Below are 25,958 nucleotides of genomic sequence, written 5' to 3' on the forward strand. Positions count from 1 at the left end.
ATAATGAAAGGCCTATCTCACCATATCCGCCCCCGACGCCATGCCGGGGCGCGACCGAAATGTCCCACGCTATTCCCGATCTGCCCATCGTCAGCGCCCACGTGACGCGCCAGTTCGCCCGCCGGGGCGACCTGCAAGAGGCCCAGTTCCTGTATGGCGAGATCGCCGGGCGCATGCTGGAACGCCTGCGCTATATCCGGGTGCAGCCGGCCCAGTTGCTGGATGCCGGCTGCGGCGCAGGCGCCAACCTGCCCCTGCTGCGCGAGCGTTATCCGGAGGCCGCCTACATCGGGCTGGATGCCTGCGGACCCCTGCTCGATATCGCGCGGGAGCGCCATGCGCCCAGGAACCGCGGCGGCATACTGGGGCTTGGGCGCCTGGCCGGGCTGGTGCGGGGCGGCGACAGGGGCGACAAGGGCGCCCCACCGCGTTTCATCCAGGCGGACATGGCGGACAGCGGCCTGCCGCCGGAATCCCTGGATCTGGTGTGGTCCAACCTGGCGCTGCACTGGCACCCCCGGCCCCATGCCGCCCTGGCGGAATGGCGCCGCATTCTCAAGGTGGACGGCCTGGCGATGTTCTCCTGCATGGGGCCCGGCACCCTGAAGGAACTGCGGCAGGCGGTGGAGGACGCGGGGCTGCGGACGGCGACGCCCTCCTTCGTCGACATGCACGATTTCGGCGATTTGCTGGTTGAAAATGGCTTCGCCGACCCGGTCATGGACCAGGAGATCCTGACCTTGACCTATCAGACCCCGGACCGCCTGCTGGAAGACGTGCGCGCGCTGGGCGGCAATCCGGCCGCGCGGCGCAAGGCCTCTTTGGCCACGCGGGCATGGCGCGACCGGCTATGCCAGGCGCTCGAAGCCCAGCGCCGGGCGGACGGCACCATCGCGTTGACCATCGAAGTCGCCTACGGCCATGCGTGGCGCGCGGCCGCCCGGCGTACCGCACCGGGCGAAACCCGCCTGTCGATCAGCGCGATAGGCGGGCGGCAGCCGCGCTAGTCAGTGCAGCCGGCGGGGCCCCGTGCCGGATTCCGCCAGGGTCTGGACGGCCACGCCGCCGACCGGTTCGGAGTTGGCCCGTACCCGTCGCCGCAAGACGGACGTCGGATCCGTGCCGGCCATGCCCACCAGGCCGCTTTCGCCCCGGAAAGCGCCGGTCATGGACTCGACCACGGAAGGCAGGTCGCGCAGGCGGTGGAACTGGGCCCGCAGCCAGCGAGCGTCGTTGCCCGCCCGCAGGGCGTCATCGCGCAGGGCCGCCAGCATATCGGTGGTGCCCAGTTCATCGGCAACCGGCATCAGGCGGCCGAACAGGCCCCGCAGGTGATCGATCAGCCGCAGGCGTTGTCCTTCCGCGGTGACGTAGCTGCCTTGCAGGCCGAAACGGCAAGCCTGGAAGTGGTTGCTGCGGTAAGCCAGCCAGAGTCCGCCTTCCGGTTGCGGTTCGCGCTGCAGCAGCACGGCCAGCGCCTGGGCAAACGCCGCCAGCTGGCAGGCGCGTTCCACCGTCAGCGGGGTATCGCACACACGGATTTCGACGGTGCCGAAATCCGGCTTGGGCCGGATGTCCCAGTACAGGTCCTTGATGCTTTCGGCCAGCCCCAAAGTACGCAGCTGCGCGAGGTGGGCCTCGAAGCGGTACCAGTCCGAGACCTCCGGCGGCATATGGCCGGCCAGCGGGAAACTGTTGACGGCATTCAGCCGGCAGCACGAAAACAGGGTATCCACCCCTTCGTAATAGGGCGAGGATGCCGACAAGGCGATGAAATGGGGCACGTAGGCGGACAGCTGGCGGGTCAGCGCGATGGCCTGGTCGCCGCTTTTGACGCCCACGTGGATATGCTGGCCGAAGACGGTGAACTGCCTGGCCAGGTAGCCGTACATCTCGGCCAGGTACTGGAAGCGCGGCGTGTCGGAGATCGAGCGCTCCTGCCACCGCATGAAGGGGTGGGCCCCGCCGCCAGCGACGGACACGCCGACGGCGTCCGCCGCCTCGCACAGGGCGGAACGCATTTCGCGCATTTCCGCGAGCAGCCCCATGGGGTGCTCGTGAACCGAGGAGTTCAGCTCGATCATCGACCGGGTGATCTCCGGCTTTACCCGGTCGGCGATGGGGTGGTCGGCCATTTGGGCCAGCAATTCGTCGGAAGCAGCAGTCAGGTCAAACGTCCGCGGATCGATCAATTGCAGTTCGAGTTCGATGCCCAGCGTGTTGGGGGCGGAAGGGACGAACGGAATCTGTTCCATTTCCTGCTCCTATGTATCTTATGGTCGTGGAGTGCGTCAGGCGATACTGCGCCCCGGCAAAGGTCCCGGGGGCCTGGTGAGTCACGCGAAGCCGCAGTTTAGCCGCCGGATGGCATCAGAAACGGTGAAAATCGTGACATTAATGAGCAACAGCGCGTAACCCTCCTACTTCTCCCAGGTCTGGGGTAAGCAAGCACTTACATGCTAGGGAATATCCGGAGGAAGATCAGCGGCGCCAGAAAGCCGGCGTAAACAGAAGTAGCACGGTGAAAAGCTCCAGCCTGCCGATAAGCATGCCGAAGGTGCACAGCCAGGTCTGGAAATCGGTCAACACCGCGAAGCTGCCCATGGGCCCGACAGGGCCCAGCCCTGGGCCGGTATTGTTGACGCTGGCCACGACCGCGCTGAAGGCGACCACCGGGTCCAGCCCTGAAACGAGCATCAGGATGGTCAATACCGCGATGGACATGCCGTACATCAACATGAAGGCCAGCACCGATGCCATCACGCGGTTGTCGACCACCCGGCCCCGCAGCCGCACCGGGCTGACCGCGTGCGGATGCAGCATGACGACCAGTTCCGTGCGGGCCTGCTTGGCGAGCAGGATGGCGCGGATCATCTTGATGCCTCCGCCGGTCGAACCGGCCGATGTCGCCACGCCCGACAGCAGCAGCATCAACAGCGTCACGGACAGCGGCCATTGGGTGTAGTCCACATTGGCGTATCCGGTGGTGGTAATCACCGACACGGCGTTGAAGACCCCGTAGCGCAGCGCCTGGCCCGGTGTGTTGTAAATGCCGTCGGCGTACAGGAATACCGAGATGGCCAGCGCGGCGCCCAGGGTCACGGCCAGGTAGGGTATGGTCTGCGGACAGGTCCAGTATGGGCGCGCGCTGCGTGTCTGCCAGGCGGTGAAGTGGGTGGCGAAGTTGATGCCCGCGATCAGCATGAAGACGATCGCGACGAGTTCGACGGCCGGGGAGTCGAAATGCGCGAAGCCGTCATCCCAGGTGGAAAAACCGCCCAGGCCCATGGTGGTGGCCATGTGGCACCAGGCCTCGAACCAGGGCAGGCCCGCCAGCCGGTACGCCAACAGGCATAGCAGCGAGAACCCGAAATAAACGGCATACAGGGCCTTGGCCGTGCTGGCGATGCGCGGCGTCAGCTTTTCGTCCTTGATCGGACCCGGCGTTTCCGCGCGGAATACCTGGTGCCCGCCGACCCCCAGCAGCGGCAGCACCGCCACGGCCAGCACCAGGATGCCCATGCCCCCCAGCCAGACCAGGGTCGCCCGCCAGAGGTTGATTGAGGGCGGCAGGCGGTCCAGGCCGGTCAGCACGGTGGCGCCGGTGGTGGTCAGGCCCGACATGGCCTCGAAATAGCCGTCGGTGAAGGACAGCGGCGTTCCGGCCCGGTGGAAATAGATGAACAGCGGGATGGCGGCCAGGGCGGGCAGGACCGTCCAGACCATGGAGACCAGCAGGAAGCCGTCGCGAGGGCGCAGTTCCGCGCGGTTCCGGCGCGTCGCCACCCAAAGCAGGCCGCCGGCGGCCATGCAGGCCAGCGCGCCGTCGACGAAGGCGTCCAGTGCCGCATCGCCGGTGTAGATCGCCAGCCCCAGGGGCAGGATCATGGCCAGCGAAAACAGCGCCATGATCAGGCCCAACAGGTTGAAGATCGAGGCGATCCGGTTCACGCCGCGCCTCCCGCCATGGCGGAGTCCATGACAGGCGCCGGGACCGGACCGGCGTCCAGGACGGCGTGCGCACGGACATTCGGCTCGACATTCCGACCGGCATTCGGATGGACTCGGAAAGGGAGCATGGGCGCGGCGATCAGAAGAAGGACGCGGAAACCTGGAAAAGTTTCTCCACCCGGGCCATCTGGTTGCGCCCGGGCACGAATACGATCACGTGGTCGCCCTGCTGAATGACCGTATCGGGCTCCGGCATGATGATCTCGTCCTCGCGCGCCAGCGCCCCGATGACCGCGCCCTTGGGCAGGCGCACCTGGCAGACCTGCCGGCCCACCACCCGCGACGTGCGCTGGTCGCCGTGGGCCACGGCTTCGAGCGCCTCGATGACCCCTTGCCGCAGGCGGTGCACGGCGACCACGTCGCCGCGCCGGACATGGCGCAACAGTTCGCTCATGGTGGCATGGGACGGCGAAACCGCCACATCGATATGGCTGCCCTGCATCAGTTCCCCATAGGCCTGCCGGTTGATCAGCGCGATGACGCGGCGCGCGCCCAGGCGCTTGGCCAGCAGCGAAGACATGATGTTGTCCTCGTCGTCGCTGGTCAGCGCCAGCCAGGTGTCCATGTCGTCGATGTTCTCGCGTTCGAGCAGGGCCTCGTCGGTGGCGTTGCCATGCAGCACCAGGACATTGGACGGCAGTTTCTCGGCCAGGTACTGGCAGCGCGCCGCGCCGTGTTCGATGAGGCGTACGCTGTAGTTTTCCTCGGCCAGTTCGCGCGCCAGCCGCAAACCGATATTCCCGCCGCCGGCGATCATGATGCGACGCGCGGTCTTTTCCGCCGCGCGCAGCTGGCGCACCGCGCGGCGCGCATGCCGGGTATCGGCGACCACGACGACCTCGTCGCCCGGCAGGATGACCGTGCCGCGTCCCGCCTGCAAGGGACGGCCATTGCGCACGATATCGATGATGCGCGCCGACACGTCGGGCCAGACTTCCGGCAGTGCCTCCAGGGGCCGGTTGGCCATGGCGCTGCCGCGGTCCACGCGGGCGGCCACCACGCTGATGCGGCCACCGGCGAACTCGACGACCTGCAGGGCCTCGGGGAATTCGATCAGGCTATGCAGGTAGGTGGTGACGCTGCGTTCCGGGCTGATCAATGCATCGATGCAGAACCCGTCGTCGCCCAGCAGTTCCGGATGCTCGGCGACATCGGACGATCGTATGCGGGCGATGCGCCGCGGAATATTGAACACCTGGCGCGCGATGCGGCAGGCCACCAGGTTGACGGCATCCGACGCGGCGCAGGCGATGAACAGATCGGCGTCCTCGGCGCCGGCTTCGCGCAATACCGACACCTGCGCGCCATCGCCATGCAGGCCGCGCAGGTCGCAGCGTTCCTGCAGGGACAGCAGGTTGCGCGCGTCGGTATCGATGACGGTGATGTCGTTCTGTTCGGAGACCAGGTTTTCGGCCACGCTGGTGCCGACCCGCCCCGCCCCGACGATGAGGATTTTCATGTACTGCGCTTGCGCGCCGACTCGATGCCCAGCTGCTTGAGCTTGCGGTACAAATGGGTGCGTTCCAGGCCGGTCTTTTCCGATACCCGGGTCATGCTATGGCTTTCGCGCACCAGATGGTATTCGAAGTAGATGCGCTCGAAGGCGTCGCGCGCTTCGCGCAAGGGCTGGTCCAGCGAGATGCTGCCCAACAGGCCATTGGAACCCGCGGGCGCCTCTACCGCATTGGCGGCCAGCGGCGCGGCATCGAGCTCGTCTTCCAGGGGCACGGCGGCCGCGGCGGTGGCGGCCGCGACAGGCTGCGGGGCGCGCCCGCGCGACAGGGCAGCCGAAATAGTTTTTAACAACCGCTGGAGCGTGATGGGCTTTTCCAGGAAGTCCAGGGCGCCGATGCGCGTGGCTTCGACGGCGGTGTCGATGGTGGCATGGCCGCTCATCATGATGACCGGCATGTCCAGCAGACCCTGGGAGCCCCACTCCTTGAGCAGGCTGACGCCGTCGGTATCGGGCATCCAGATGTCCAGCAGAACGAGGTCGGGGCGCGACCGCAGACGGGCGGCTCGGGCCTGGGCCGCATTTTCGGCCAGTTCGACCGTGTGTCCTTCGTCGTACAAGATTTCTGACAGAAGCTCGCGGATGCCAACTTCGTCATCAACCACCAGAATTCTGGCCATAAACCCGTCCACCTATTGCGTAGCCGCATTATCCTGTTGTTGTGCGGTTGCGTCCAGAGTATCGACCCCGCCCGCCAGGCGGGTCAACAGTATCGAAATGCGCGCCCCACCCTCGCGCCGATTGGCGAGATCGATGCGCCCGCCATGCTCTTCAACGATCTTGCGAACGATCGCCAATCCTAACCCAGTCCCGTGCGGCTTGGTGGTCACATAGGGTTCGAAGGCCCGCTGCATCACCTGCGCGGAGAAGCCGGGCCCCGTGTCCGCGACCGTGAACCGCAGGGCCAGTTGCTCGTCGCCGTCGCCATGGCGTGCCCGCGTCAGCTGCGTGGAAACGCGCACCTTGCCTTCTTTCTGGTCCGCGATGGCATCGCGCGCATTCGCCAGCAGATTGTGTATCACCTGCCGCAATTGCGTGGGGTCGCCTTCGATAGGCGGCAGCCCCGGTTCCAGCGCGACTTCAAGGTTGAGCGAATTCACGTGATCGCGCAACAGCCCTTCGACGGGGTCCCAGCCGTACAGGGACAGCACGTCCGCGACCAATTCGTTGAAGTCGATGCGCTTCATGACGGCCGGCGGGGTGCGGGCGAATTCCCGGAAATCGTCGACCATATGCTTGAGCGAGGCCACCTGGTTGACGATGGTATTGGTGGAGCGCTCCAGCATGCGCCGGTCGTTGGGCTCCAGCCGGTCGGCCAGCTTCATCGCCAGGCGCTCGGCCGACAGCTGGATGGGCGTGAGCGGGTTCTTGATCTCGTGCGCCAGGCGGCGCGCGACCTCGCCCCAGGCCACGGCGCGGTTGGCGGACATCAGCTCGGTGATATCGTCGAACACCACCAGATACCCGTTGCCGCGGCCGTCGACACGCAGGTGCGTGCCCCGCGCGAGCAGCGTCACGGTGGGCGACGCGCCCGGCGAGGCCTGGTCCGAGGGCGTCAGCTCGATCTCGAATTGCTGTTGCCAGTGCAGGCGTTCGGATCCCACCGCGGTGTGGGCGGCGAAGGCCTGCCGCACGATCTGGGCGAAGGGCAGCATGCCCTCGACGGTTTCCAGGGGCCGGCCGATGACGGACCGCAGATCGGCCTGCAGGATGGTTTGCGCGCCCTGGTTGACCGTGGTGACACGAAAGCCCTCGTCGAAGACCAGCACACCCGAGGACAGATTGGACAGCACGCTTTCCAGGTAGACGTTGGAGCGCTCCAGTTGCTGCCGGTTGCTTTCCACCATGCGGCGCGCTTCGTCGAGCTGCCGCGTCATGGCGTTGAACGAGCGCGTCAGTTGCCCGACTTCGTCGCGCTCGGGCGGTTCGGGCAAGGGCCGGTAATCGCCCACGCCCACCGCCTGCGTGCCGGCCGCCAGCCGCAGCAGCGGGCGCACCAGCCGCTTGGACAGCGACAGCGCCACGGCGATGGCGGTGAACACCGATACCAGCAGCGCCAGCGTCAGCGTGATGCCGTAGAGCTTGCGCAGCCCCAGCCGCGACAGCGCCAACTCCTGGTAATCGCGGAAGCCCTGCTGCACGCGGTTGGCATTGTGGGCGATCTGGTCCGGCACGGGCTGGATCAGTTGCAGCCAGCGCGGTTCGCCGGCCGAACTGCCCAGGGTATCGAAGCGATCCGGGGCGATCAGCGGGATCACCACGCGCAGGTGCAGGCCGCCCTGGCCCCGGTCCAGCGGGTCGTCGGCTTCCGCCGCCGAATAGCCGCGCGACAGCCTCAATTGGTTCAGCACCGTGGCCGGCGGCAGCTCGGGCAGCAGCTGGCCGTACTGGCTGGTGGAAAACGCGATCATGCGGCCGCCGCCGGTGAAGACCATCGCTTCCTGCACGCCGTTGGCCTCGCGCAGGCGGGTCAGGGCCAGCGCGATATTGGAATCGCTGGCGCGGTTCAATTCGGTGGCCATGGACCGTCCGCGCGCGTCCAGGTCCGCCAGTAGCGAGTCCAGCGCCGCGCGGCCCAGGTTCAGGCCGGACTCCAGCGCGCTGTCGACGCGCACGTTGAACCAGGATTCGATGGAGCGCGACATGAACTGCACCGACAAGGTGTAGATCAAGGCGCCGGGCACCACGCCGATCAGCGTGAAGGCCAGCGCGAAGCGGGCCGTGAGCCGCGCGCCGAACTGGCGGCGCCGTATCTGCCGCACCAGCTTGACGGTCAGCGCCAGCACCCAGGCGAACAGGGCCAGCGCCACCACGCCGTTCAGCAGCAGCAGCGCGTCGTAGTAGCGCGCCAGGCGCGAGGCATTCCCGGTGGACCAGGCCAGCAGGCCCAGCAGCAGCAGGCCCGCCAGGGCGCCCGCCACCAGCGCGATGCGCAAGAGCAGTCTCATCGCTTGTCTCCGGCCGGATCGGCGATGGCGAAATCGAATTCCTTCCACGGTGTGGCCACGGACCACGAACTGCTGTTCAGGGCATTCACCTGGAAAGGCCGCGCCAGCATGGAGGTATCCAGCCGCAGCCGCAAACGCCCGTCGTAACGGACGCCCGTGGACAGGTCGCTGGCATCGGCCACCCCCCAGCCGCGGATGTGCCGCACCATGTCCATCGCCGCGTCCAGGGACTGCACCGGCAGGTTCAGTTCCCCGACGCCGGCGCGCCATTGGCGCGTCAACGCGTTGTAGACGATGCGCCAGGTCATGCTGGTATCGGCCACCGTACTGTCCAGCCACCACCAGCGCGAACGGGTGATGACCACGTCCGCCGTGAAATACAGCGGAACGCCGCGTTCGGCGGCTTCGCGCAGCTGGTCGTTGAGCTCGAAGCGGATGTCCGCGTCGATTTCCACCCGGCCATTGCGGATGACGGGATCGACATTGACGACCTTGGGATCGGCCGCATGCGCGGCCCCTGCCCACGGCAGCGTAAGCACGGTGGCCAGCAACAAAAGAAACAGGCGCGTGGAAATGGGCATACGATGTATCAGCGCTGCGACTCCATTATTCTTGGCGATTCAGCGGGCCTTGGCAAACAAGGCGTAGAAAAAGCCGTCATGCTGGGCGGCCTCTGTTGCGCGGGAGGCCTCCGGCAGCAGTTGTCCGGGCGCATCCAGGCGGCGGGCATCGGCATGGCGGGCGGCGAAGCCGGCGGCCTGGCGCTCGCCTTCATCGGGAAAGACGGAGCAGGTCACATACAGCAGGCGCCCGCCCGGCGCCACGGTGCGCCACAGCGCATCCACGATGCGCGCCTGCAGCTTGGCGGTGCGCGGGACGTCGTCCGGACGCCGCAACCAGCGGATGTCCGGATGCCGGCGGACGATGCCGGAGGCGGTACACGGCACATCGGCCAGCACCGCATCGAAGGGCCGGCCATCCCACCACGCGCCGGTATCGGCCGCATCGGCCGCGCGCAGCGACACCCGGGGCGTATCCAGCCCCAGGCGGCGCAGGTTGTCCTGCACGCGCCGCAGCCGCGCGCCATCCGCGTCCAGGGCAAGCAGGTCCAGGTCGGCCAATTCCAGCAGATGCGCCGTCTTGCCTCCGGGGGCGGCGCAGGCGTCCAGCACCCGCATGCCGTCCTTCACGCCCAGCAGGGGCGCGGCCAATTGCGCGCCCGCATCCTGTACGGACCACCAACCGTCGTCGAACCCGGGCAGCCGCTGCACCGGACGCGGCTGGGACAGGACGAGGCCGGCGTCGCCCTGCGGCCGCGCGGCGATCCCGGCCGCCTCGAAAGCCGCCAGCACCTGCTCGCGGGAGGCGCGCCGGCGATTCACGCGCAAGGTGAGCGGAGCCGGCACATTGGCCGCCGTCAATACGGATTCCCAGGCCTGCGGGTAGGCCGAGCGCAGCTTGTCCACCCACCACTGCGGGTGGTTCCAGCGCGCCTCGATCTGCCGGGCGAGCTGGGGCAGCAAGGCATCCCGGTCGCGCAGGAAGGAGCGCAGCGCGCCGTTGACCAGCCCCTTCAGCGGCGCGACCCGCGGCATGCGGGCGGCCGCCTGCACAGCCTGGTCCACCACGGTATGGGGGGCGTAGGTGGGCGCGCCATCCGCGGGCACGGCGGGGCCGGACGCGGCCTGCGCCGCGGGCGTGGCCGGCGGAAGCAGCAGCGCCAGGCTGACCAGCAGCAGCGCCTCGGCCAAGGGTTCGGGGGGCGTACGCGGCACCAGGATGCGCCGCAGCGCGCGCGCTTCGCCCAGCCGGCGCATCGCATGGAAGGAAAGCGCCTGCGACCCGGCCCGCAAGGGCGCCGGCGCCAGGGCGATGGCATCGGTCATGGAACGCCCCGCCAGCACCGAACGCACGATTTCCGCGCTTTCCGCGAGCAGATCGCGCAACGGCGCCGCGCTGGGCGCCGGGGAGGACGGAAGATCGGGCATGGGAAGCGAAAAGGACGGTCGGCAATGCCGTAATGGTACCTTTTCGCCCGGGCGGCCCCTTCGGACGCCACGGCAAGTGCTCATGGCCGACACGCACGGCCGTCGGACCGGCGGACCGCGAGCCTGCGGACCGTGGAGCCCCGGCCCGCAAGGCCCGGGACCGCGGGCTCGGACAGCGGGCCTACGCCCGGCGGAACGCGTCAGAAGCGGTAGCCGACGCCCACGGCGCCGTAGGGAGACGTGCGGCGCTCCACGATGGGGCTGTCGCGCGCGTCGCCCAGCAGCGCGCGCACGCCCACGGTGCCGAACACCGACCATTTCTGGTCGATGGCATAGCGCCAGTTCGCGTACAGGCCGGCGGAGCGGAAGCCCGCGCCGGCGGAATAACGCCCCAGCCCGGCATCGCTGCGGGCGGCCTCGGCGCTGGTCACGCCGAACCAGCGCGACATATCGTCATGGCTGCCCCAGGTGGTTTCCGCCCCCAGCCGCACGGTATTGCGGCTGTCCTGCCAGACGGCATAGGAACCGTTCAGTTCCACGCGCGTGCCGTAGCCCGCGTGCAAGGCCTGGGTCACCGTCGTGGTAAGCCGCCACCGGCCAGGCTGCCAGCGCAGGAAGGCGCCGGCGGTGGCATGCGCGTCGATATCGTCCAGGCCGTCCAGCCTATCGTGGTCGTCGGCATCGCGGCCCATGCGCAGTCCGGCAAAGACACCCGCCTGCCAGTCGGGGGCCAGCTGGGTCTTGAGTCCCAGGGCCGGCAGGCCGTCGCGCGTGTCGACGAAGAACGCGCCGCGTTCATACGACAGCTGCAGCACCGGCACCGCGTGGTAATCCTTGGCGCCGGGGTATTCCGGCACCACGCCCACGCCCAGGCCCACGCTGTTCTGCGCCAACGCCGCGTGGCCGCTCGCCAGCCAACACACCAGGCCTACTATCCATCCCGCGGTGCCCGCCCGCCGCGCGCGGCATGCATCGCCCCATTGCGATGCCTTCGTATCGATCGCCATCCGGTTCACCCTTAAGCACGGCCACCCGATCGGGCGGCCTTCGGGATCGGGATTCTCGAGAGGCGGTTTTAAAAGTTTTTTAAATTTGGCCCGATAATCTGCCCGTCATTCCATCCGGAGACCCCTGGCCTTGCACCTGTTGCTTATCGAGGACGACCCCATGCTGGGCGATGCCCTGTGCGGCGGCCTGCGGCAGTCGGGCCATGCGGTGGACTGGCTGACCGATGCCGCCCAGGGCCGCGCGGCGCTGACCGACCACGGCTACGACGCCGTCCTGCTGGACCTGCAGCTGCCGCATGGCTCCGGCCTGGGCCTGCTGAAGTCCGTGCGCGAGCGCTACGACGCCACGCCGGTGATCATCCTTTCCGCGCGCGACCGCCTGAGCGACCGCATCAAGGGCCTGGACGCCGGCGCCGACGACTACCTGGTCAAGCCCTTTCCCATCGAGGAATTGCTGGCGCGGCTGCGCGCGGTCACGCGGCGCGCCAGCCATCGCGTGGTCCCCGTAATGCGCATCGGCGATGTCCAGGTAGACCCGGCGCGCCGCCATGTCCTGCTGGCCGACCAGCCGGTGAAGCTCAGTATCCATGAATACCGCACCCTGGTGGCCCTGCTGGAACGCCAGGGCCATATCGTCACGCGCGAACAATTGGAGGACGCCGTCTACGGACGGCATGGCACCATAGAAAGCAACACCGTTGCCGTCTATGTACACCAGCTGCGCCGCAAACTGGGCAACGACCTGATCGCCACGGTGCATGGCTTCGGCTACCGCATCGGCGCGGCGCCGCCATGAGGGGATGGCGCGATCTTGCCGCGCGCTGCAACAGCCTGCGCATCCGGCTGCTGTGCGCCATGCTGATCGGCATCGTGGCCTTCGGCGGGGCCTGGTATGCGCTGCGTGCCTGGGAACTCAAGATCCCCGAAACCGGGCGCTCGGACGAAAAGCTGCGCGATATCGCGCGCCTGATCATCGAGTCCATCCCGCGCACGCTGTCGCCCGATGGCTCCGTCGCGGCGTACCGCAGCGTGGAGGACGGGTCCGGCGATCCCACATCGGACACGATCTTCCAGGTCTGGCACATGCCGTCCGGAAAGCTGATCCTGCGCGCCCCGATCGCGCCGGACACGCCGTTCAAGCCGGACTTCACGCCCGGCTATGGAAACCGCATCGTGGCCGGCGAGGAATGGCGGGTATACGCGGCCTCGGACCGCACGGGCACTATCCAGGTCCAGACCGCCATCGGCGAGACCGCATTGGAGAAGACCTACCGCGAGTGGGCCAGGGAAGGCACCTTCGCCGCCATCGGCATATTCCTGCTTCTGGCCATCGTCATGTGGGCCGCGATCCGCCTGAGCCTGCGGCCGCTGGACCAGGCGCGGGAAACCATCTCGCGCCGCTCGCCCTTCGACAATTCGCCGGTGCTGGAACGCAGCCTGCCCAGGGAAATCCGCCCCTTCGTGCTGGCCATCAACCACCTGCTGCAACGCCAGGACGCGGCGCTGGCGCGCGAGCGGCAGTTGATCGCGGACGCCGCGCACGAGTTGCGCACACCGCTGGCCGCCATCCAGGCCCAGGCCCAGCGCGCGATCGCGGCCGAAGACGCGCTGGCCGCGCGCGCGGAGGCCGGGAAACTGCAGGCCGTTGCCGCGCGGGCGGCGCGCATCGTCGAACAGCTGCTGGACCAGGCAAGGCTGGACACCGACGAAACGCTGCCCATGGAGCCGCTGGACCTGTCCGATATCGTCGACCTGGTCGTGCGCGATTTCGAAGGCAAAGCGGCGCGCAAATCTCAGAAGGTATCCATCGCCGCGCAACCCTGCCCGGTACACGGCAACATCGACGCGCTGGGCATTCTGCTGGGCAATCTGGTGGATAACGCGATCCGCTATACGCCCGACGGCGGGCACATCGCCATGGCCTGCGGAATGGAAGGCGGCGTCCCCGTGCTGTCGATCTCGGATGACGGCCCCGGCATACCCGCGGCGTACCGGGACCGCATCTACGACCGCTTCTTCCGGGTGCCTGGCGCGAATGAACGCGGCACCGGCATCGGCCTGTCCCTGGTGGCGCGCATCGCCCGCCTGCATGGCGCGCGGCTCGTGGACGCGCCGGCGGCCCGGGGCTTTCACCTGACGGTACGTTTCCCGGGCCGCGATGCGGCTGTCCCGCTCACAGTTCGATGTCGAGCGTCCTGATGCCGGTTGACGCAAGCAGGACCAGACCGGCCAGGAGAAAGCCGGCCAGGCAGACCAGCAGCGTGCCGAACGTGCCCAGCGCAGTGGTCACAAGCAGGCCGCCCATGACGGCGCCGACGGGGTCCGCGCCCCAGCTGACGAAGCGGGTGACGGCGCTTATCCGCCCCAACTGGTGGCCCGGTACCGTTGCCTGGCGGACGGTGTGCTCGACGATAAGGTGCAGGACGATCAGGAAATCCCATGCCGCCAGGCCGGCCGCCAGCCAGGCGCTTGCCAGATAGAGGACCGTGACCAACCAATACACCACGGCGGCCGGAAGCAATTGCAACGCCACCCGGCGGCCATCGGCCCCCCTGCGCAGGCCGCCGAATTGGAAGCTTCATACCAGCTGTTCGCCCGCACCGCGCGGCGCGAGGCACGACCGTGGGGATCGCCGCCACGATGACCGCGTCGAACAGCAGCTTCACGGCGGAGAGGACGAAGCCGGCCACTGCAAGCAGGGGAATACTCATGTGCCCGAAGGCGAAAAGCACCGCGACGGCGGCCACCAGACCCAGGCGCACGAGACCGCAGCACAGCAGTGTCCGCTGTCGGTCCAGGCGATCGGCAAGCGCGCCCGCCGAGAGGCCGAATAGCAGGGGTGCCGCCGTCGACGATGCGGCCAGCAGACCGACATCGAATGCGTCTGCGTCCATCAGCGCGATGGCAAGGAGCGGCGCCGATAGCGCCAGCATGGCGCTGGACGTGGTGTTCAATGTCTCCGACGCGAGCAGGCGTGTGAAAAGACGGTTTATAAGCAGTGAAGACAAAGCCATGCGATTTATGCCGCGCCTTTTGCGTTCCTGTATCCGCTTGTGGCGGCCATCGCGGGCTTTGTCAAAGCAAAATGGACCACGGCCTCGTAATCAGCGGACGAGGACACTTTACATGGCGGGTTCCAGAAAAACATCGAAGAGCAGAGCATCGACAGGACAGACAACTCACACTTGGACCAGGCCCGGGTTAAGCCTTAACAACGCCGGGTATCGCTGAATGCTTGATCGTCGAAATCGGATACTGTGAAGCGCCTTAAGATCTTGCCCCACGTCTACTGCAGTAACCGCATGGTCCGGGGTTTGGTGTTCCGGCTGTGTCGCTTCGAGCTTTTCACTCATGCTGAATCCCTCGAATGGTTTGCCGAGGCGACTCGGTAACGCGTGCCAACATACAGTTCCCACGCGAGATCCCGAGTTTTCTTACATCGCGACGATCCCTGACGGCGCTGCCGGCTATTTGCACCAAGGGTGAAACTGGACCCGGCACCTATTCGAACCAGCGCACCCGCAGACCAGCGACACGGTCGTATTCCCTGTTCCCATGCATCACGATGCACGTAATACCGGGGAGCCGGCTGCTCGCGGGACCGAGTACCGCGGAGAGAACGCCTATGGATCAGCAGATGCCGGTAGCCAGGCGCTAAGCCTGCCGCGACCCGCATTGCCAGCGTTCCATTTCCTGTAGAAGTTAGCTTATTATTATTAGTAATATATAAGACGGCCAAAGCGCGCAGCTGTACCACGACTACGGCGTTCGCGATACGGCCCCGAGATCAACCGGCAATTGCTCGGCGCCCATGCCCCGCCGGCGCGAGGCCGGCGCGCGACGCCACGCCGTGACGGCGCCGCCCGGTCCGCACGCGGAGCCGTCACGGCATGGCGTCCGCCCGCGGCATGAAGGCAACCGGGGGACGAAGGTCGAACCGCCCCGGTTTGCCGCACCGGAGATCCGCTTCTCCATGGAGGTCACGATGATATCACCGCGTACCGACAGCGCCTTGCGCGATGCCATTGCCATCGTCCGGGCCGCCCGCGATGGCGGCCATCCCAGGCCACGGGTGGATTCGTTCTTCGACGAAGCCACCTTCACGGCCAGCCACATCGTCCGCGACCCGGCATCGCCGGCCTGCGCCGTCATCGACAGCGTGCTCGACTTCGACCCCGCCAGCGGCCGCACGGCGGAAAGGTCCGCGTCGAAGCTGCTCGAGCACGTGCGCGACCACGGACTGGAAACGCAATGGCTGCTGGAAACCCACGCCCATGCCGACCATCTCTCGGCCGCGCCCTGGCTGCAGGCGCGGCTGGGCGGACGTCTCGCCATCGGGCGACACATCACCACCGTGCAGGAAGTCTTCGGCAAGATCTTCAATGCAGGCACCGAGTTCGCCCGCGACGGCCGGCAGTTCGACCACCTGTTCCAGGACGGCGAACATTTCAGCATCGGCGGCCTGCAAGGCATCGCCCTGCACGTCCCGGGCCATACACCGGCCTGCATGGCCTATGTGATCGGCGACACGGTGTTCACGGGCGACACGCTGTTCATGCCCGACTACGGCACGGCCCGTTGCGACTTTCCCGGCGGGGATGCCGGCATGCTGTACCGGTCGATCCGCCGCCTGATGGCGCTGCCCGATGAAACGCGGGTCTTTCTTTGCCACGACTACAAGGCACCGGGGCGCGACAACTATGCGTGGGAAACCACCATCGGCGCGGAGCGCGAGCGGAACATCCACGTACATGAAGGCGTGGACGAACAGGACTTCGTCTCCATGCGCCAGGCGCGCGACGCCAAACTGCCCATGCCCAGGCTGATACTGCCTTCGGTGCAGGTCAACATGCGCGCGGGACACCTGCCCGAACCGGAATCCAACGGCGTGCGGTATCTGAAGCTTCCGCTGAATGGGTTCTGAACGCCGGGGGCGGTGCGGTACTGCGTTTGGCGCAGGCGGCGGGGACCGCGCGTCGCGCTGAAGCTTCGCCGGGCGCGCCCTTGCGCCCGTGGATGTCCCGCGCCGGGACGTCATCGCGTTCAACGATTTGCTTATTGGCACCGCGGATAACAGGGGGTTGGGTTATTGCCGGGCGCGATACAGGCGCCTAGAGTGATCCCCGTGGACAACGACTCCGCAGGATCGAAAGCAATGACGCAATGGAACCAACAAGCCCGCGACCGCGCGGCCCGGCTGGAAGCGGCCCGGCCCTACGCACGCGGCAAGTACGTGGCCGCCGCCGACACCGTCGCCCTATTGCAGGCCGTGCTGCGCCCCGGCGACAGGCTGTGCCTGGAAGGCGACAACCAGAAGCAGGCCGATTTCCTGGCGCGCGCGCTCGTGCAGGTGGATCCCGAAAAGGTCCACGATCTGCACATCGTGCAGTCGGGCATCACCTTGCCCGAGCACCTGGAACTGTTCGAAGCCGGCATCGCGCGCAAGCTCGACTTCTGCTATTCCGGCCCCCAGGGAGGCGCCATCGCCCGCGCCCTGGAAAAAGGCCGCGTGGAAGTCGGCGCCATCCATACCTATCCCGAATTGTTCGCGCGCTACTTCATCGACCTGACGCCCAAGGTGGCGCTGATTGTCGCGCGCCAGGCGGATCGCCAGGGCAACCTGTACATGGGGCCGAACACCGAAGACACCTCCACCATTGTCGAGGCGACGGCCTTCAAGGACGGCATCGTGGTGGCGCAGGTCAACGAAGTGGTCGACACCCTGCCGCGCGTGGATCTGGTGGCGGACCAGGTGGACTTCATCGTCGAATCGCCCGAACCCTTCTACATCGAACCGCTGTTCACGCGTGACCCGGCCAGCATCACCGAAACCCAGATCCTGATGGGCATGATGGCCATCAAGGGCATCTACGCGCCCTACGGCGTGCGCACGCTGAACCACGGCGTGGGGTTTCCCACCGCGGCCATCGAACTGCTGCTGCCCACCTATGGAGAGCGGCTGGGCCTGAAGGGCAAGATCGTGACGCATTGGATGCTGAATCCGCATCCCACGCTGATACCCGCCGTCGAAAGCGGCTGGGTGCGGCAGGTGTTCTCCCCCGGGGCGGAAGTCGGCATGGACGACTACGTCAGCGCGCGTCCCGATGTGTTCTTCGTCGGCCACGACGGCAGCCAGCGCTCCAATCGCATGCTGGCCCACAACGCGGGACTCTACGCTTGCGACATGTTCATCGGCTCCACCTTGCAGATGGACCTGGAAGGCAACTCCTCCACCGTGCGCACCGACCGCATCGCGGGCTTCGGCGGCGCGCCCAACCTGGGCTCCGACGCGCGCGGACGGCGGCATCCCTCCGACAGCTGGCTGAAAGCCGGCCGGGAGCAGGCGGGCACGGACGGCCGCATGCCGCGCGGCCGCAAGCTGGTCGTGCAAATCGTTGAAACTTTCGGCGAGAAGCAGGCTCCTACCTTCGTCGAACAGCTCGACAGCGTCGCACTGGCACGCAAGCTCAAGCTGGACCTGCCACCCATCATGGTCTACGGCGACGACGTCACGCACATCGTGACGGAGGAAGGCATCGCCAATCTGCTGATGTGCCGCGACCTGGACGAACGCGAGCAGGCCATACGCGGCGTCGCCGGCTACACCGAAGTCGGCCGCGGCCGCGACCCCAAGGCGGTAGAGGCGCTGCGCCAGCGCGGCGTCATCCGGCGCCCGCAGGACCTGGACATCAATCCCCTGGATGCCACGCGCCAGATGCTGGCGGCGCGCTCGATCAAGGACCTGGTGACGTGGTCGGGCGGCCTGTATGCGCCGCCCGCACGGTTCCGCAACTGGTAAGGACCTGGACATGGAAACGATCATCCGCCGCCATGCGGCCCCGCAACGGCTGCCCGGCCATCGCCCCAGCACCCTGGTGGGCGTGGTGGCCTCCGGCAATCTTGAAGTGCTGGCCGAGCGCACCGTCGACGACCAGTCATGCAGTTTTCACGTATCGACCGCCGTGTCCGGCTTCGAGCCCGTATGGGACGCGGTGCTGAGCGATTTCGCCCAGCGCTATGCGCCCGGCGGCGTGGCATTCTCGATCAACGATGGCGGCGCGCGGCCCGACACGGTGCTGCTGCGCCTGGCCCAGGCCTGCCAGGCCTTGAAGGAAGACAAATGAACAGCCTTATTCCCACCCGCTCCTGGATGGAAGCCAGCGCGCGCGAACGCCTGCAGGGCCTGCTGGATGCCGGAACCTTCGTGGAATTCGTCGGTCCGGCGCAGCGCGAAACCAGTCCGCACCTTGCGCTTTTCGACCTGCCCTGCGCCTTCGACGACGGCATGATCGTCGGCCGCGGCCTATTGCACGACCGGCCGGTATGGGTGGCCGCGCAGGAAGGCCGATTCATGGGCGGTACGTTCGGCGAGGTCTCGGGGGCGAAGCTGGTGGGCCTGCTGCGCGCCGCCCGCGCCGCTGCCGATCAAGGCAGGCGCTGGCCTATCCTGCTGCTGCTCGATAGCGGTGGCGTCCGCCTGCAGGAAGCCAACGCGGGCGAACTGGCCGTGTCGGAAGTCATCCGCGCCCTGTTGCAGGCCCGCCGCGCGGGATTGCGCGCGGTGGCGCTGATCGGCGGCAAGGCGGGCGCGTTCGGCGGCGCGGGACTGGTCACGGCCTGCTGCTCGGACATCATCGTTTCGGAGTCCGGCCGCATCGGCGTGTCGGGTCCCGAAGTCATCGAAACCAACCGGGGCGTCGAAGAGTTCGACGCCAAGGACCGCGCCCTGGTGTGGCGCGTGACGGGTGGCCGCACCCGCGTCCTGACCGGCGGCGCCGATCGCTATGCCCGCGACGACATCGACGACTTCCGCCGCCTGGCCGGCGATTTCCTGGACCGGGCCGCCGCCTTCGACCTGGACACCCTGCAAACCGAGCAGGCGCGCTTGCAGCAGCGTCTGGCCCGTCACGGCGACTGCCGCGATGCGCCGGAGATCTGGCGCGAACTTGCCCTGGACACACCCGAGTCCATCGCCGATCTCGGCGACGAGGACTTCCTGCACCTGGTACGGCAATCGCTGGGAGACGCACATGTCGCACGATGAACTGCTTCAAGCCCTGTTTCCCACAACGGCCGCGATGGCGCCCGATGCCGCCGGCATTCTCGATGGCATGGCGCGCCTGGCCGACGGCCGCGACGTCACGGTGATCGGCTTGACCGGTGCCCGCCCGGTGGGGACCGATCTGGCCATCGACCTGTCCGGCCGTATCCTGCGCCACGTGGCCACCCATGCCGGCAGGCCGCTCGTCCTGCTGGTCGACGCCGGCAGCCAGCTGATGGCCCGCCGCGACGAATTGCTCGGGCTCAATGAATACCTGGCGCACCTGGCCAAGTCCCTGTACCTGGCCTCGGCCACCGGCAGCAGGACGGTGGGGATCCTGTACGGCGCCGCGTCGGCCGGCGCGATGATCGCGACCGCGATGGCGGTGGACCACCTGGTCGTGGTGCCGGGCGCCGATCCCAGCGTGATGAACCTGCGCGCCATGTCGCGCGTGACCAAGCTGCCCGTGGCGCAACTGCGGGCCATGGCCGAACGCACGCCCGTGTTCGCGCCGGGCGTGGCGCCGATGATGGAAATGGGCGGCATCGCCCAGCAGTGGGACGAACCCGCGGAATACGCCGCCCGCCTGCTGGCCTTGCTTTCCGGCAAGGCCGGCGATGCCGACGACCGCGACGCGCTGGGCGCGTCGCGCGGCGGCCGGCTGAAGGCCGCAGCCATCGCGGCCAAGGTCCAGGACGAGGCGGCCCATCATGCCTGAATCCCCGGCAAGGCATGCGCTGATCGAGTTATCGCCGCAGGCATGGCACGACGTCTTCCGGCAGGCCCCGTCGCTGGCGCGCAATGCCTTCGTGCGCGACTGGGCGGCCGCCGGGCACCCGGTGATGCGCCGGCGGCCCTTGGCGGGCGAATTCGATGGCCGGCACGCGGACGAGCTGGTAGCCGTCGGCCTGCCCACGCCCCCGGCGCATGGCAAGCAGCGGATTGCCTTCCAGGTCCCGGCCAGCGCCATCGTGGCGGTGCGGCCCCCGGTGGCGCTGGACGTCATCCTGGCCTGCGAAGCCGTCCCGCCGGGCTGGCGTCCGACCTTGGATGCCGTATGCGAGGCCGCGCAGGCATCGGGCGTACGCACACGGGTGTTCGGCAGCCTGCTATGGCAGTTCCTGACATCCATGCCCTATGTCGGCGGCGCTTCGGATGTCGATCTGCTGTGGCCCTGCCCGGCCACTCCCGCCGATCTGGACAGGCTGCTGCGGGCATTGACCCGTATCGGCGCGCGGGGCTTGCCACGCATCGACGGAGAAATCGTCCGGCAGGGCGCGGCCGTGCAGTGGGCGGAACTGGCGCGGGCACAGGCCGATACACCGCTGCTGGTCAAGACGCTGGACGGCTCGCGCCTGTGGGCGCGCGAGCGCTGGCACCATGCAGGGGCGGCATCGTGACGCCCTGCGTTCAAGCCCTCGCGGCGCCGGCGGCGGCCGCCTTCCTCCCGGGCGCGTGCAACGGCACCTTCCGCGATGTCGAGGACATCGCCGTGCTGGCCCAGGATGCCCTGCTGTCGGAGGTGCACACCTGGCCCAAGCCCGGACTGGTTTCGCATATCGACGCCGGCAGCCACGACGACATGGACTGCTCGACTTTCGAAGCCAGCGCGGAGAGCCTGCTCCCCTACTTCCGCGACATCGCCGCCGCCGGCGCCGCCGGCATGGCGATGCACGGCCTGCGCGCGCTGGGCATCCAGGCGGAACACGCCATGATGGCGGCGACGGGCGGCGTCAACACGCACCGCGGCGCGATTTTCGGCGTGGGGCTGCTGTGCGCGGCGGCAGGCTATCGCGAACGCATGGGCGTATCGGATACGCTGGGCGACATCGTCGCCTGGCGTTGGGGCGCCAGTATCCTGGGCGGTCCGCGGCCCGCGGATAGCAATGGGATATCGGTGTTGCGCCGCTATGGCGCCGGCGGGGCCCGCGCCGAAGCCGCCGCGGGGTTTCCCAGCCTGTACCGCATCGCGCTGCCCGCCCTGCGCCAGGCGCGCCTGCTGCGGCCAAGGGATTCCGAGGCGCAGCGGGTGCAGGCCTTGTTCGCCCTGGTGGCCGAAGTCGAAGACACCAATCTCCTGCATCGCGGCGGCCCGCTTGGCGGTTCGTGGGCGCGCGCGGCCGCGCGGTCCTTCCTGGTGCGTGGCGGCATTGCGCGGCCCGACTGGCGCGAATCGGCGGCTGCCATCCATCGGGAATTCGTGGCGCGCCGCCTTTCCCCGGGCGGATGCGCGGACCTGCTGGCGATGGCCCTGTTCGTCGATAGCGTGGGAGATTGAAATGCGGCCGCCCCTGATCGCCATTCTGTGCTCGGGCCAGGGCGGGCAGCACCGCGACATGTTCGCGGTCAGCGGCCAGGCCGAGGAAGCGCAAGCCATCTTCCAGCAGGCGGCGCCCTGGTTCGATGGCATGGATCCACGGGATTTCGTACGCACGGCGCCGCCGGACAGCTTGTACAGCAACCGCGCGGGCCAGCTGCTTTGCTGTGTGCAGGCGCTGGCGGCCTGGGCCGCGCTGGAGCCGATGCGGCCCGCCCGCGCCATCATCGCCGGCTACAGCATCGGCGAACTGGCGGCGTGGGGTTGCGCCGGGGCCTTGCCCGTGGCCACGGTGCTGGAACTGGCCGCGGCGCGCGCGCAGGCCATGGATGCCGCCGCGCCGCCGGACAGCGGCATGCTGGCCGTCGTCGGCCTGGACCGCGCCACCCTGGCGCCGTGGCTGGCGCGCGGTGGCGCCTGGATCGCTATCGTGAACGATGTCGACCACTTCGTCCTGGCCGGCGATGCCGGCGCGCTGTCGGCCATAGAGGATGACGCCAGGCGCGCCGGCGCCCGCCGCGTCGCCATGCTGCACGTGGGGGTCCCTTCGCATTCGCCCCTGTTGGCCGTGGCGCGCGACCGCTACGCCGAACGGCTGGCGACCGTGCAGGCGCGGCTGCCCACGCCGCAGGCACGCCTGCTTTCCGGCATCGACGGCGAGCCAGTCCGCGCCATCGGCCCCGGCCTGGACAAGCTGGCGGCGCAGATCTCGCAATCGCTGGACTGGTCCGCCTGCCTGGACAGTTGCATCGACGCCGGCGCGGTGGCGGCGCTGGAGCTGGGGCCTGGCGACGCCTTGTGCCGCATGTGGGAAGGCCGCTGCCCGGAGCGCGCCGCCCGCGCCGTCGATCACTTCCGCCATCCGCAAGGCCTGCGGGAATGGCTGGACCGCGTGTACCGGGATTCTGGGCGATAATCCGTCATCGTCCGTGGGGCGCGCGCACGCCATGATAGACACCCAGTTGCTTCCCGCTTTCATCGCCGTCGCGGAAACCGGCAGCTTCACGCAGGCGGCGGCGCGCACGGGGCTCAGCCAATCGTCCGTCAGCCAACGCGTGCGGCGCCTGGAAGACGGCCTGGGCACGACGCTCTTCCTGCGCGACACCCACCGCGTCGAATTGACGGCAGCGGGCGCCACCCTGCTGGAATACGCCCGCTCGCTGCTCGGCACCCTGGAAGAAGCGGAACTGCGCGTGCGCGACTCGTCGCTGTCCGGCAACGTGCGGCTTGGCATCGCGGAAGACATCGCCCTGTCCAGGCTGCCGCGGATCCTGCAGACATATCGCCGTGCCCACGCCAATGTCGTGCTGCACGTCGAGGTGGACATGAGCCTGAAGCTGCTCGATCGCGCGGAAAAGCGCGAGTTCGACCTGGTGCTCGCCAAGCGCCTGAGCGAGCGGCATCATCCTTCCCTGTCGCCCATCCACTCCGAGCCGCTGGTATGGGTGGGCGCGACCGGCGCGGAAGGCATCGCCCGGCGGCGGCCCCTGCCCCTGGCCCTGTACTTCGACCCCAGCGTGACGCGGCGGCTGGTCCTGGAAAAACTGAAGGACTCGGGCATCCCGTATAGCGTCGTCCACGCCAGCTGGAGCATGGCGGGCATCCACGCGGGCGTCATGGCCGGCCTGGGCATTACCGCCTGTGGCCGCGGCTTCGTGCCGCATACCCTGAGCACCCTGGATGCCGCGGAGTACGGCTTGCCGCAACTGCCGCCATTGGAGTTCGTATTGGTGCGGCGCCAGGGCGAACTGAGCCGGGCCGCACGGGAACTGGCCGCGCTGATCGAGCGAAATCCGCTGGCGCTGGAGTATCCGCGGCTGCCGGGACTGCACGGGTCGCGGCCAGGGTACTAGCCGGCGCGCGGCGATATCCAAGCCTCGGCGCGGGGCCGCGATGCGCGCCACCCCGCGGCCTGTTTTTTCAGCGCAGCCCCGTCTTCAGCGTTTCACGGTATGCCAGCACCGCCAGCAAGGTCAGTATGGCGGCACCGATGACGATCCAGGAAGGCGAATACAGATTGCCCGTACGCGCCACGAAGTACGTCGCCAGGAAGGGTGCCGTGCCGCCGAGCAGCGTAACCGGTATGTTCAGGCTGACCGACAGGCCGGTATAGCGCAGCTTGGTGGGCATGATCTCCGACATGGCGCATAGCGCGGTGGCCGAATGCGGCGCGAAGGCCAGGCCCATCAGGCACAGTGCGAATACCGTCTGGTTGAAATCCCGCGGATCCAGCAGGTGAAAGGCGGGGTAGGTGACCAGCGCGACCGCCAGCGCGCTGATCAACATCAGGGGCTTGCGGCCCACGATGTCGCTGAGCAGCGCGAAGAAAGGCAGCAGCGCGCAGTAGAAAACCATGCTGTACAGATTCGCGCGCTGCGCGTCGGCCAGCGTAAAGCCCAGCACCTTGGCCAGATAGGTGGGCGTATAGATGTAGTAAATGTAGATGCACGCCGACGGCGCGGAGATCAAACCCATGCCGATCAGTATGGCCTTCCACTCCTTCTTCAGCCCTGTCAGCAAGGGGGCCTTCTCCACCGCGTGATGTTCCTGGACGGAGGTAAAGTGCGGCGTCTCTTCCAGCTTCAGGCGCAGGTACAGGCCCACCAGCCCCAGCGGTACGCCCGCCAGGAAGGGTAGTCGCCAGCCCCAGGCATGCAGCTGCTCGGTGGTCAGCGTACCGGTAATCAGCGATGCCACGCCGCCGCCCACCAGCAGGGCCAGGCCGATGGTGAAGGTCTGCCAGCCCGTATAGAAGCCGCGCCGGTTGGCGGGCGCGTATTCGGAGATGAAAGACGTGGCGCCCCCGTACTCGCCGCCCACGGATATGCCCTGGATCAACCTGGCCACCGTCAGCAGGATGGGCGCGGCGATGCCGATGGAGGCGTAGGTCGGCATCAGGCCGATGACGGTCGTGGCCGCGGCGATCAGGATGATGGCGGCCGCCAGGGGGGTCTTGCGGCCGTAGCGGTCGCCCAGGTGGCCGAACACGATGCCGCCGATGGGCCGGGACGCATAGCTGATGGCGAAGACGGCGAAGGTCAGCAGCAGGCTGGCCGCGGGATCGTCCGCCGGAAAGAACAGCTGCGCGATCACGGGCGCGAAATACCCGTAGATAACGAAATCGAAGTATTCGATGAAGTTGCCGATGCAGGCGGCCACCAGTGCCCGCTTGTGCTGCGCGGTGACGGGTCGGCCGGGCGATAAGGCGCTGGCTGCGGTTTGCATAAAGTCTCCCTGGGATGTTTTCGAATAATGTGGTCTTCCGCCGGCACCGGATCGGCCTCGGCGGGATACGGTTGCGGCGGCAAGGCGCCGCGATATGGCGGGCCCGCCTATGCCAGCGTGCTGCCGCCGTCCACCACCAGCTCCGCGCCGTTCATATGGCGCGACGCCGGCGACAACAGAAACGCCACCGCTTGCGCCACGTCGGCCGGCTCCCCGTACGGCGCCGCCACGGCGCGCTGGATGGCTCCCCGCGCGTTGGCGGCGGGCGGGCCGGCGCCGGGCGGACCCGCCCTCCCTTGCGCCATGGCGTCGATGGCATCGATCATCGCGGTGCGCGTGGGGCCCGGCAGCACGGCGTTGACGCGCACGCCGCTGCCCACCGTCTCCAATGCGGCGCTGCGCACCAGCCCCAGCACGGCATGCTTGCTGGCGACGTAGGCCGCCAGCCGCGCGCGTCCACGTATGGACGACGTGGACGCCACCGCGACGAAGCTGCCGTCTCCGCCCCGCCGCAAGGCCGGCAGGCCGTGCTTCAGGACAAGAAAGGTCCCCGTCGCGTTGACCGCCATCGTCCGCGTGTACATGTCCAGGGGATAGTCCGCGATGGGCAGGACCGCGCCGGGAACGCCCGCGTTGCTGACCACGCCGTCCAATCGCCCGTGCCGCTCCACCACATGCCGCACGGCGTCGGCCACCTCCTGTTCCCGCGTGACATCCAGCCGCAAGGTCTCGGCGCCCAGCATCGATGCGTCGCACTGTCGCCGCAGGCCATCCAGCATCGCCGGATCGCGGTCGGTGAGCACCACGCGCCATCCCTGGCCGGCCAGGGCAAGCGCGATGGCGCTGCCGATACCGCCGCCCGCCCCCGTCAGCAGGACGACGCGATGGCCTTGCTCCCGCTGCGCCAT

General features: G+C 68.1%; 23 protein-coding genes. 12 read left to right on the forward strand and 11 right to left on the reverse strand.

Features of this window, described 5'->3' with window-relative positions; genetic code table 11:
- Positions 1 to 59: 59 nt before the first annotated feature.
- Entirely contained in the window at positions 60 to 1,007 is a 948-nt protein-coding gene (locus BAU06_RS24030) for a methyltransferase domain-containing protein (protein ID WP_066356559.1), read from the forward strand.
- On the opposite strand, the gene BAU06_RS24035 is transcribed toward BAU06_RS24030, so the two are convergent.
- The 8 genes from BAU06_RS24035 to BAU06_RS24070 all read right to left on the reverse strand — a co-directional run bounded on the left by BAU06_RS24035 (position 1,008) and on the right by BAU06_RS24070 (position 11,467).
- Positions 1,008 to 2,255: a YbdK family carboxylate-amine ligase gene (locus tag BAU06_RS24035; protein WP_066356561.1), complete on the reverse strand. Its 1,248-nt coding sequence runs from the start codon at positions 2,253 to 2,255 to the stop codon at positions 1,008 to 1,010.
- A 226-nt stretch (positions 2,256 to 2,481) separates the two neighbouring features.
- Positions 2,482 to 3,951, reverse strand: coding sequence for a TrkH family potassium uptake protein (locus tag BAU06_RS24040; RefSeq protein WP_156770322.1), 1,470 nt, complete (start codon positions 3,949 to 3,951; stop codon positions 2,482 to 2,484).
- A 139-nt stretch (positions 3,952 to 4,090) separates the two neighbouring features.
- The gene (gene trkA / locus BAU06_RS24045) at positions 4,091 to 5,470 is read right to left on the reverse strand and encodes a Trk system potassium transporter TrkA (protein ID WP_066356563.1); all 1,380 of its coding nucleotides are present in this window, start codon (positions 5,468 to 5,470) and stop codon (positions 4,091 to 4,093) included.
- Complete coding sequence (locus BAU06_RS24050; RefSeq protein WP_066356568.1) at positions 5,467 to 6,144, reverse strand: response regulator; 678 nt, start codon at positions 6,142 to 6,144, stop codon at positions 5,467 to 5,469. The genes trkA and BAU06_RS24050 overlap by 4 nt, the downstream gene beginning before the upstream one ends.
- Positions 6,145 to 6,156: 12 nt before the next feature.
- The gene (locus BAU06_RS24055; protein WP_066356574.1) at positions 6,157 to 8,472 is read right to left on the reverse strand and encodes a sensor histidine kinase; all 2,316 of its coding nucleotides are present in this window, start codon (positions 8,470 to 8,472) and stop codon (positions 6,157 to 6,159) included.
- Positions 8,469 to 9,053, reverse strand: a complete 585-nt coding sequence (locus BAU06_RS24060) for a DUF4390 domain-containing protein (RefSeq protein WP_066356576.1) — start codon at positions 9,051 to 9,053, stop codon at positions 8,469 to 8,471. Before BAU06_RS24060 ends, BAU06_RS24055 begins: the two co-directional genes overlap by 4 nt.
- Before the next feature lie 39 nt (positions 9,054 to 9,092).
- Positions 9,093 to 10,460, reverse strand: a complete 1,368-nt coding sequence (gene rsmB / locus BAU06_RS24065) for a 16S rRNA (cytosine(967)-C(5))-methyltransferase RsmB (protein WP_066356577.1) — start codon at positions 10,458 to 10,460, stop codon at positions 9,093 to 9,095.
- Positions 10,461 to 10,660: 200 nt separating this feature from the next.
- Positions 10,661 to 11,467: a MipA/OmpV family protein gene (locus tag BAU06_RS24070; RefSeq protein ID WP_082988449.1), complete on the reverse strand. Its 807-nt coding sequence runs from the start codon at positions 11,465 to 11,467 to the stop codon at positions 10,661 to 10,663.
- Positions 11,468 to 11,597: 130 nt separating this feature from the next.
- On the opposite strand from BAU06_RS24070, the gene BAU06_RS24075 reads away from it, so the two are divergent.
- Both BAU06_RS24075 and BAU06_RS24080 read left to right on the forward strand, forming a co-directional pair.
- Positions 11,598 to 12,263: a response regulator transcription factor gene (locus BAU06_RS24075; RefSeq protein ID WP_082988450.1), complete on the forward strand. Its 666-nt coding sequence runs from the start codon at positions 11,598 to 11,600 to the stop codon at positions 12,261 to 12,263.
- Positions 12,260 to 13,666 (forward strand): sensor histidine kinase, encoded by a 1,407-nt coding sequence (locus BAU06_RS24080; protein ID WP_066356579.1) that lies wholly within the window; start codon positions 12,260 to 12,262, stop codon positions 13,664 to 13,666. The genes BAU06_RS24075 and BAU06_RS24080 overlap by 4 nt, the downstream gene beginning before the upstream one ends.
- Here BAU06_RS24080 and BAU06_RS24085 read toward each other — a convergent pair.
- Positions 13,641 to 13,988 (reverse strand): hypothetical protein, encoded by a 348-nt coding sequence (locus tag BAU06_RS24085; protein WP_066356588.1) that lies wholly within the window; start codon positions 13,986 to 13,988, stop codon positions 13,641 to 13,643. The two genes, BAU06_RS24080 and BAU06_RS24085, sit on opposite strands and share 26 nt — an antisense overlap.
- Positions 13,989 to 15,452: 1,464 nt before the next feature.
- On the opposite strand from BAU06_RS24085, the gene BAU06_RS24090 reads away from it, so the two are divergent.
- The 9 genes from BAU06_RS24090 to BAU06_RS24130 all read left to right on the forward strand — a co-directional run bounded on the left by BAU06_RS24090 (position 15,453) and on the right by BAU06_RS24130 (position 23,678).
- Positions 15,453 to 16,391 (forward strand): MBL fold metallo-hydrolase, encoded by a 939-nt coding sequence (locus tag BAU06_RS24090; RefSeq protein WP_066359701.1) that lies wholly within the window; start codon positions 15,453 to 15,455, stop codon positions 16,389 to 16,391.
- 231 nt (positions 16,392 to 16,622) lie between these two features.
- A complete protein-coding gene (gene mdcA, locus BAU06_RS24095; RefSeq protein WP_066356592.1) occupies positions 16,623 to 18,266 on the forward strand; it encodes a malonate decarboxylase subunit alpha in 1,644 nt (547 codons plus the stop codon).
- Between the two features lie 10 nt (positions 18,267 to 18,276).
- On the forward strand, positions 18,277 to 18,591 hold the full coding sequence (gene mdcC / locus BAU06_RS24100) for a malonate decarboxylase acyl carrier protein (RefSeq protein WP_066356594.1): 315 nt from the start codon (positions 18,277 to 18,279) through the stop codon (positions 18,589 to 18,591).
- A complete protein-coding gene (locus BAU06_RS24105; RefSeq protein ID WP_066356596.1) occupies positions 18,588 to 19,511 on the forward strand; it encodes a biotin-independent malonate decarboxylase subunit beta in 924 nt (307 codons plus the stop codon). Before mdcC ends, BAU06_RS24105 begins: the two co-directional genes overlap by 4 nt.
- A complete protein-coding gene (locus BAU06_RS24110) occupies positions 19,498 to 20,226 on the forward strand; it encodes a biotin-independent malonate decarboxylase subunit gamma (RefSeq protein ID WP_066356597.1) in 729 nt (242 codons plus the stop codon). The genes BAU06_RS24105 and BAU06_RS24110 overlap by 14 nt, the downstream gene beginning before the upstream one ends.
- Positions 20,219 to 20,908 carry a malonate decarboxylase holo-[acyl-carrier-protein] synthase gene (gene mdcG / locus BAU06_RS24115; RefSeq protein WP_066356600.1) on the forward strand — a complete coding sequence of 230 codons (690 nt, stop codon included), beginning with the start codon at positions 20,219 to 20,221 and terminating at the stop codon, positions 20,906 to 20,908. Before BAU06_RS24110 ends, mdcG begins: the two co-directional genes overlap by 8 nt.
- An 86-nt stretch (positions 20,909 to 20,994) precedes the next feature.
- On the forward strand, positions 20,995 to 21,786 hold the full coding sequence (mdcB, locus tag BAU06_RS24120; protein WP_066359707.1) for a triphosphoribosyl-dephospho-CoA synthase MdcB: 792 nt from the start codon (positions 20,995 to 20,997) through the stop codon (positions 21,784 to 21,786).
- A 1-nt stretch (position 21,787) separates the two neighbouring features.
- Positions 21,788 to 22,741 (forward strand): acyltransferase domain-containing protein, encoded by a 954-nt coding sequence (locus BAU06_RS24125; protein WP_066356603.1) that lies wholly within the window; start codon positions 21,788 to 21,790, stop codon positions 22,739 to 22,741.
- A gap of 31 nt (positions 22,742 to 22,772) precedes the next feature.
- Positions 22,773 to 23,678: a LysR family transcriptional regulator gene (locus BAU06_RS24130; protein WP_066356605.1), complete on the forward strand. Its 906-nt coding sequence runs from the start codon at positions 22,773 to 22,775 to the stop codon at positions 23,676 to 23,678.
- Positions 23,679 to 23,745: 67 nt separating this feature from the next.
- On the opposite strand, the gene BAU06_RS24135 is transcribed toward BAU06_RS24130, so the two are convergent.
- Together BAU06_RS24135 and BAU06_RS24140 are read right to left on the reverse strand one after the other, a co-directional pair.
- Positions 23,746 to 25,050, reverse strand: coding sequence for an MFS transporter (locus BAU06_RS24135; protein WP_066356608.1), 1,305 nt, complete (start codon positions 25,048 to 25,050; stop codon positions 23,746 to 23,748).
- Between the two features lie 107 nt (positions 25,051 to 25,157).
- Positions 25,158 to 25,958, reverse strand: a complete 801-nt coding sequence (locus BAU06_RS24140) for an SDR family NAD(P)-dependent oxidoreductase (RefSeq protein ID WP_066356611.1) — start codon at positions 25,956 to 25,958, stop codon at positions 25,158 to 25,160.

Origin of the sequence: Bordetella bronchialis (genome assembly GCF_001676705.1) — a bacterium.
Taxonomy (GTDB): domain Bacteria; phylum Pseudomonadota; class Gammaproteobacteria; order Burkholderiales; family Burkholderiaceae_B; genus Bordetella_C; species Bordetella_C bronchialis.

Bases quoted from the DNA above. Each gene is read 5' to 3' on its own strand.
- BAU06_RS24055 (WP_066356574.1), bottom strand. From the start codon at position 8,472: ATGAGACTGCTCTTGCGCATCGCGCTGGTGGCGGGCGCCCTGGCGGGC.
- BAU06_RS24030 (WP_066356559.1), top strand. From the start codon at position 60: ATGTCCCACGCTATTCCCGATCTGCCCATCGTCAGCGCCCACGTGACG.
- BAU06_RS24050 (WP_066356568.1), bottom strand. From the start codon at position 6,144: ATGGCCAGAATTCTGGTGGTTGATGACGAAGTTGGCATCCGCGAGCTT.
- BAU06_RS24060 (WP_066356576.1), bottom strand. From the start codon at position 9,053: ATGCCCATTTCCACGCGCCTGTTTCTTTTGTTGCTGGCCACCGTGCTT.
- trkA (WP_066356563.1), bottom strand. From the start codon at position 5,470: ATGAAAATCCTCATCGTCGGGGCGGGGCGGGTCGGCACCAGCGTGGCC.
- mdcC (WP_066356594.1), top strand. From the start codon at position 18,277: ATGGAAACGATCATCCGCCGCCATGCGGCCCCGCAACGGCTGCCCGGC.
- BAU06_RS24105 (WP_066356596.1), top strand. From the start codon at position 18,588: ATGAACAGCCTTATTCCCACCCGCTCCTGGATGGAAGCCAGCGCGCGC.
- BAU06_RS24130 (WP_066356605.1), top strand. From the start codon at position 22,773: ATGATAGACACCCAGTTGCTTCCCGCTTTCATCGCCGTCGCGGAAACC.
- BAU06_RS24070 (WP_082988449.1), bottom strand. From the start codon at position 11,467: ATGGCGATCGATACGAAGGCATCGCAATGGGGCGATGCATGCCGCGCG.
- BAU06_RS24135 (WP_066356608.1), bottom strand. From the start codon at position 25,050: ATGCAAACCGCAGCCAGCGCCTTATCGCCCGGCCGACCCGTCACCGCG.
- BAU06_RS24140 (WP_066356611.1), bottom strand. From the start codon at position 25,958: ATGGCGCAGCGGGAGCAAGGCCATCGCGTCGTCCTGCTGACGGGGGCG.
- mdcG (WP_066356600.1), top strand. From the start codon at position 20,219: ATGCCTGAATCCCCGGCAAGGCATGCGCTGATCGAGTTATCGCCGCAG.
- rsmB (WP_066356577.1), bottom strand. From the start codon at position 10,460: ATGCCCGATCTTCCGTCCTCCCCGGCGCCCAGCGCGGCGCCGTTGCGC.
- BAU06_RS24125 (WP_066356603.1), top strand. From the start codon at position 21,788: ATGCGGCCGCCCCTGATCGCCATTCTGTGCTCGGGCCAGGGCGGGCAG.
- mdcA (WP_066356592.1), top strand. From the start codon at position 16,623: ATGACGCAATGGAACCAACAAGCCCGCGACCGCGCGGCCCGGCTGGAA.
- BAU06_RS24035 (WP_066356561.1), bottom strand. From the start codon at position 2,255: ATGGAACAGATTCCGTTCGTCCCTTCCGCCCCCAACACGCTGGGCATC.
- BAU06_RS24110 (WP_066356597.1), top strand. From the start codon at position 19,498: ATGTCGCACGATGAACTGCTTCAAGCCCTGTTTCCCACAACGGCCGCG.
- BAU06_RS24080 (WP_066356579.1), top strand. From the start codon at position 12,260: ATGAGGGGATGGCGCGATCTTGCCGCGCGCTGCAACAGCCTGCGCATC.
- BAU06_RS24090 (WP_066359701.1), top strand. From the start codon at position 15,453: ATGATATCACCGCGTACCGACAGCGCCTTGCGCGATGCCATTGCCATC.